Raw genomic sequence first — 5,637 nt, 5'->3', positions numbered from 1 at the left:
TGGAGCCCGCCACCGCCGCGCTCGAGGCCGGCCTCTCCCGCGCCCTGGCCGAACTCGACGCCCTCCACGCCCGCACCCACCCCCGCGAGACCCTGCCCGGCTTCCGGACCCTCCTGCGCGGCGCCCGCGGCGTGGACGAGCGCATGGCCCGCCTCAGCCGCCTCTTCCGCCCATGAGCTGGTTCTGGCAGGGGGTCTTGCTGCTGCTGGCGCTGCGGCTCTTGGTGGCGCTGCTCAACGCCTTCGCCTTCCCGGTGCTGCGCCCGGGCCGGGCCCCCGCCCCGCCCGCCGTCTCCCTGCTGGTCCCCGCGCGCGACGAGGCCGCCAACCTGCCCCACGCCCTGCCCGGCCTCCTGCGCCAGGGGGCGCTCGAGGTCGTCGTCCTCGACGACGAGTCCCGAGACGGCACCCCCGCTTTGGTCGAGGCCTTCGCCGCGCGGTGCCCCGGGCTGCGCCTGGTCCGGGGCGAGCCCCTGCCCCCCGGCTGGGTGGGCAAGAACTGGGCCTGCCACCAGCTCGCCCAGGCCGCCCGCGGCGAGGTGCTGGTCTTCACCGACGCCGACGTGCGCTGGGAGGAGGGGGCGCTGGCGGCGCTGCTGGGGCGCTACCGGGGCGGCCTGCTGTCGGCGATGCCGCGCCAGAGGACGGGGGGCGTGCTCGAGGCCGCCGTGGTGCCCTTCGTGGTCGACGGCCTGCTCTCCTTCTTCCCCCACCCCCTGCTGCGCCTGCCCTTCGCCTGGGCGGGCGCGAGCAACGGCCAGGTGCTCGCCCTGCGCCGGGAGGACTACCTCGCCCTGGGCGGCCACGCCTCGGTGAAGGGGTCGCTGCTGGAGGACGTGGCCCTGGCCCGCCGCGCCAAGGCCCGGGGGATGCGGCTCGACCTGGTGCTGGGCGGGCCGCTGCTGTCGGTGCGGATGTACCGCGGCTACCGCGAGGCGGTCGAGGGCTTCGGCAAGAACTTCCTGCCCCTGCACGGCAGCCGCGCCGTGCTGCTGGCCTCGGCCTTCTACCACCTCTCTGCCTACACCCTCCCCTGGCTGCTGGGCCAACCTTTGCTGGGGCTGGTGGGGGTGCTCGAGCGCCTGCTGGTCCAGGCCAAGGCCGGGGGCCCGCTGGCCTACGCCCTCCTCACCCCCCTGGCCCCCGTCCTGCTCCTGCCGGTGTACGCGCGGGCGCTGTGGGGGCCGCGGCGCTGGAAGGGGCGCGTCTACCCCGGGCCGTGACGGCCGGGCTCGCGCGCCGCCTCAGGCCATACTCAGCTCGAGCCCCTAAGGTACTCGCCGGTACCCTGACGGTGCGCCCCTAGCATGGACCCCCTCCGCCCGAGGCTGCCGCCCGCCCTCGAGGGCCTGGGCCTGGTGCAGGTGTGCGAGCTGATCCCCCACCCGGCCTACCTGGCCGACGCCGAGGGGCGGGTGCTCTACGTCAACCGCCGCTGGAGCGCCTACACCGGCCTGCCCTTCACCGAGTCGCTGGAGCTGCGCGGCGGCGAGGCCCTCCACCCCGACGACCGCGAGGCGGTCTACGCGGCCTACCTGCGCGCGGTGGACCGGCAGACCCCCTTTGAGCACCGCCACCGGCTGCGCCGCAGGGACGGCGAGTACTGCTGGGGCCTCTCCCGCGCCGAGCCGGTCCACGTGGACGGGCGGGTGGTGGCGTGGGTGGGCACCTTCACCGGGCTCGACCCCGACGCCGGCGCGCTGGCCCCCGCACGGGCCCTGCCGGGGGTGGCCGAGGTCCTCGACTCGCTGGAGGCCCAGGTCGTCGTGCTCGACGCGGAAGGCCGGGTCGTGGCGGTCAACCGCGCCTGGCGGGAGTTCGCCGGGGCGGGCGGGGAGGGTTGCCTGGGGCGCGACTACCTCGAGGTCTGCGCGCGGGCCAACGGGCTCGACGCCGAGGGGGCGGCGCAGGTGGCCGCCTACGTGCGGGCGGTGCTGGGCGGCGGGAGCGGCCCCTTCCGGCTGGAGTACCCCTGCCCCACCTCCCACGGGGAGCGCTGGCTGGCCCTGACGGTGAGGCCCCTGGCCGGGGGCCACGGGGGGGCGGTGGTGCTTTTGGAGGACGTCACCGGCTACCGGCAGGCCGAGGCCGCCTCGGCGCACCTCGCCGCCATCGTCACCTCCTCCACCGACGCCATCGCCAGCAAGACGCTGGAGGGCATCGTCACGAGCTGGAACGCCAGCGCGGAGCGGATCTTCGGCTACAGCGCTCGGGAGATGGTCGGGCAGTCCATCCGCCGGATCATCCCCCCCGAGCGGCAGCACGAGGAGGACATGATCCTCGCCCGCATCCGCGCGGGGGAGCGGGTGGAGCACTACGAGACGGTGCGCCTGACCAAGGACGGGCGGCGCATCGACATCTCGCTCACCGTCTCCCCGGTCCGCGACGCCAGCGGGCGGATCATCGGGGCCTCCAAGGTCGCGCGCGACATCACCGAGCGCAAGCGGGCCGAGCAGGCCCTGCGGGAGAGCGAGGAGCGCTACCGCGAGCTCTCGGAGGCCCAGAAGCGCTTCGTCAACGACGCCGCCCACGAGCTGCGCGCGCCCCTGACCGCCATCCAGGGCAACCTCGAGGTGCTCGCCCGCTTCAAGAACATGAGGAAGGCCGACCGCGAGGAGGCCCTGGCCGAGGTGACGCGCGAGGCCGCCCGCCTGTCGCGCCTGGTCAACGACATGCTGGCGCTGGCCCGCGGCGACGCCGGGCTGCGGCTGCGGCTCGAGCCGCTGCGCCTCGACGAGGTGCTCCGGGAGGCCTTCGCCACCGCGAGGGTGCTGGGCAAGGACCACCGGATGGAGCGGGGGCACCTGCCGGAGGCGTGGGTGACCGGCGACGCCGACCGGCTCAAGCAGCTCGCGCTGCAACTGCTGGAGAACGCCGTGAAGTACACCCCGGCGGGCGGGACGGTGCGGCTGGAGCTGGACCTGGGGGAGGGCTACGCCGAGCTGCGGGTGCGGGACACCGGCATCGGCATCGCCCCCGAGGACCTGCCCCACGTCTTCGAGCGCTTCTACCGCGCCGACCGGGCCCGCAGCCGGGCCGTCGGGGGCAGCGGGCTGGGCCTGTCGATCGCCCAGTGGATCGCCGAGCAGCACGGCGGGGGGATCCGCCTCGAGAGCGAGGTCGGCAAGGGCACGGTCGCCGTGGTGCGGCTGCCGCTCGCCCCGGACGCCCCCCGCGACCGCTGAGGCTCAGTCGGAGGAGGTCTCGCTGCCCGGGCCCTCCTCGTACGCCGCGTGGGCGCCCCCTCCGCCGGCCAGGGCCGCCCCGAGGAGCCCGCTCACGACCTCCACGAGCTCGCCGATCCGCACCGGCTTGGTCAGGTAGGCGCTCACGCCGGGGAGCTCGCCGGGGAGGCTCTCGGCCTCGTCCTTGGCGCTGATCACCAGCACGGGCAGCGCCAGGCGCCGGGCCCGCAGCCGCTGCAGCACGGCCGCCCCGTCGAGGCCGGGCAGCATCAGGTCCAGGATCAACAGGTCGGGGGGGCCCGCCTCCAGGCGCAGCAGGCACTCCTCGCCCGAGCCCACCACCTCCACCGAGCACCCCAGCAGCTCGAGGAGCCGCCGCATCAGGCGCTGAATCGAAGGGTCGTCGTCAACCACGAGGACACGCTTCATGGGGTCTGCCTTCCGGGCCCTGGACGCAGCAGGGCCAGTCAGGAACGGCTAATGTGCCCCCTGTCAGCGCGAATGTTACGAAAGGTCTTGGTTGGGGTAGTCGCTCGAGAGCGGTTGCTCCTGGCTCCATCATACCCCAGCCCGCACCCCCGCGCCCTCGGGGTCGCCGCAGACGGTGAGGAAGGGCAGTGGCAGCGCGGGCTTGCGGTCCTCGAGAGGCTTTGGCACGCCCAGCCGGTCGGGGCCAGGGGGTAATCAGGGACCACCACCCCGCCCCCTGGCCGCCTCGCCCGGGTGGTGTATATTCTGGAAATGTTCGCCTCATCACGCAGCTTGGCCGTCCCGGCGTCGTGCGCGCCGGTGGCGGGGTATGCCCCCTGGCGCTCGCCCGAGTTCTGCGGCAGGGCGAGATGAACCGTGCCTAGACCCGCGCCCTGCTAGCTTGGTGGCAAGCTATGGTGTTGACACCCTTATGTTTTTATCATAATCTCTATGCGTCTGATGTTAACGGCGTAAGGAGCCCCCTGTGAGCCTTTCGTGGACCCCCGATCAGGTACTCTCCCTGGCCCCCGACAGCAGTTCCGCCAAGTCCGGGCGGGAGCTCTCCAGCCCCGGCAAATGGGTCGGCTTCGCCCGCAGCGCCGACGAAAGCGCGCTGTGGGGCGAGTGCCAGGGCAGCGGCCGGCTGCCCTACCAGACCCAGATCGACCTTTCCGGCGGCACCCCGACCTTCAAGTGCACCTGCCCCAGCCGCAAATTCCCCTGCAAGCACGGGCTGGGCCTGTTCCTGATGTACGCCGCCCGGCCCGAGGCCTTCGCCGCCGCCGAGCCGCCGGTGTGGGTGGTGGAGTGGCTCGAGGGCCGCAGGAAGCGCGCCGAGGCCAAGGCCGAGAAGGCGGCCAAGGGCCCCGCGCCCAAAGACCCCCACGCCCAGGCCAAGCGCGAGGCGGCCCGCGAGAAGAAGGTGGCGGCGGGCGTCGCGGAGCTCAGCCTGTGGCTGCGCGACCTGGTGCGCGGCGGGCTGGCCCAGGCCCCCGGCAAGCCCTACAAATTCTGGGACGACATGGGGGCGCGGCTCGTCGACGCGCAGGCGCCGGGCCTGGCGCGCATGGTGCGCGAACTGGCCGAGCACACCAGCGGCGAGGGGTGGCAGGAGCGGCTGCTGGAGCGGCTGGGCCGCATCCACCTGGCCGCCCAGGCCTACGCCCGCCTGTCCAGCCTGCCCGAGCCCCACCAGGCCGACGTCCGCGCCGTCGTCGGCTTCACCCAGCCCCAGGAGGAGGTGCAGGCGCTGGAGGGGGTGGCGGGCACCTGGCTGGTGATGGGGCAGGCGGTGGTGCAGGAGGAAAAGCTGCGCGCGCGGCGCACCTGGCTGCTGCAGGAGGGCACCTACCGCTACGCGCTGCTGCTGGAGTTCGCCTTCGGCAAGAACGCCTTCAGCGTGCCGCTGCACCCCGACAGCTCCTGGGAGGGCGAGCTGGCCTTCTTCCCCAGCGCCTACCCCATGCGGGCGGTGCTCAAGTCGGGGCAGCCGCGCTACGACTACAGCCTCGCCACCATCGGCGGCGACACCGCCGCCGGGCTGCTCGACGCCTACAGCGCGGCGCTGGCCGCCAACCCCTGGACCGAGCGCATCCCCGCCACCCTGACCGCGACCCTCGAGCCCTTCGGCGACGTCTCGCGGTGGACGCTGCGCAGCCCGGAGGGGGCGCAGCTCCGGCTGCACCCGCGCTTCAACTACCACCACGGGCTGCTGGGCTACACCGGCGGGCAGCCGGTCCACCTCTTCGGGGAGTGGGACGGCGAGGCCTTCCTGCCGCTGCGGGCCTACGCCGAGGGCGAGCAGGGCCTGCTCAACCTGCCCCACCAGGAGGCTGTGGAATGAACGTGTCCGAGTACTGGAAAGCCCTCACCGCCGCGGCCCTTTTGGGCACCGAGCGGCAGGAGCCGCCGAGCGCCGCGCCCACCCCGCTGGCCCCGGCCCTGCCCGAGGGGGCCGGCAGGGAGGAGGCCCTGCTCGACGC

General features: G+C 74.1%; 4 protein-coding genes. 3 read left to right on the top strand and 1 reads right to left on the bottom strand.

The window, feature by feature from the left end; all coding sequences use genetic code 11:
- Window positions 1-172 precede the first annotated feature (172 nt).
- Together MEICH_RS0115500 and MEICH_RS27300 are read left to right on the top strand one after the other, a co-directional pair.
- Window positions 173-1,222 (top strand): glycosyltransferase family 2 protein, encoded by a 1,050-nt coding sequence (locus MEICH_RS0115500; protein WP_027893379.1) that lies wholly within the window; start codon window positions 173-175, stop codon window positions 1,220-1,222.
- 84 nt (window positions 1,223-1,306) lie between these two features.
- A complete protein-coding gene (locus tag MEICH_RS27300; protein WP_051304252.1) occupies window positions 1,307-3,184 on the top strand; it encodes a PAS domain-containing sensor histidine kinase in 1,878 nt (625 codons plus the stop codon).
- 3 nt (window positions 3,185-3,187) lie between these two features.
- Here MEICH_RS27300 and MEICH_RS25370 read toward each other — a convergent pair whose 3' ends face one another.
- Window positions 3,188-3,613 (bottom strand): response regulator transcription factor, encoded by a 426-nt coding sequence (locus tag MEICH_RS25370; RefSeq protein ID WP_051195811.1) that lies wholly within the window; start codon window positions 3,611-3,613, stop codon window positions 3,188-3,190.
- 526 nt (window positions 3,614-4,139) lie between these two features.
- On the opposite strand from MEICH_RS25370, the gene MEICH_RS0115485 reads away from it, so the two are divergent.
- On the top strand, window positions 4,140-5,498 hold the full coding sequence (locus MEICH_RS0115485) for an SWIM zinc finger family protein (protein ID WP_027893378.1): 1,359 nt from the start codon (window positions 4,140-4,142) through the stop codon (window positions 5,496-5,498).
- Window positions 5,499-5,637 lie beyond the last annotated feature (139 nt).

The sequence above is a fragment of the Calidithermus chliarophilus DSM 9957 genome, assembly GCF_000430045.1.
Classification (GTDB): Bacteria; Deinococcota; Deinococci; order Deinococcales; family Thermaceae; genus Calidithermus; species Calidithermus chliarophilus.
The sequence above is the reverse complement of the archived record's forward strand: the minus strand, read 5'-3'. Positions and strand labels throughout refer to the sequence as shown.

Excerpts from the sequence above, each read along its gene's own strand:
- MEICH_RS0115500 (WP_027893379.1), top strand. The coding sequence starts at position 173 with ATGAGCTGGTTCTGGCAGGGGGTCTTGCTGCTGCTGGCGCTGCGGCTC.
- MEICH_RS25370 (WP_051195811.1), bottom strand. The coding sequence starts at position 3,613 with ATGAAGCGTGTCCTCGTGGTTGACGACGACCCTTCGATTCAGCGCCTG.
- MEICH_RS27300 (WP_051304252.1), top strand. The coding sequence starts at position 1,307 with ATGGACCCCCTCCGCCCGAGGCTGCCGCCCGCCCTCGAGGGCCTGGGC.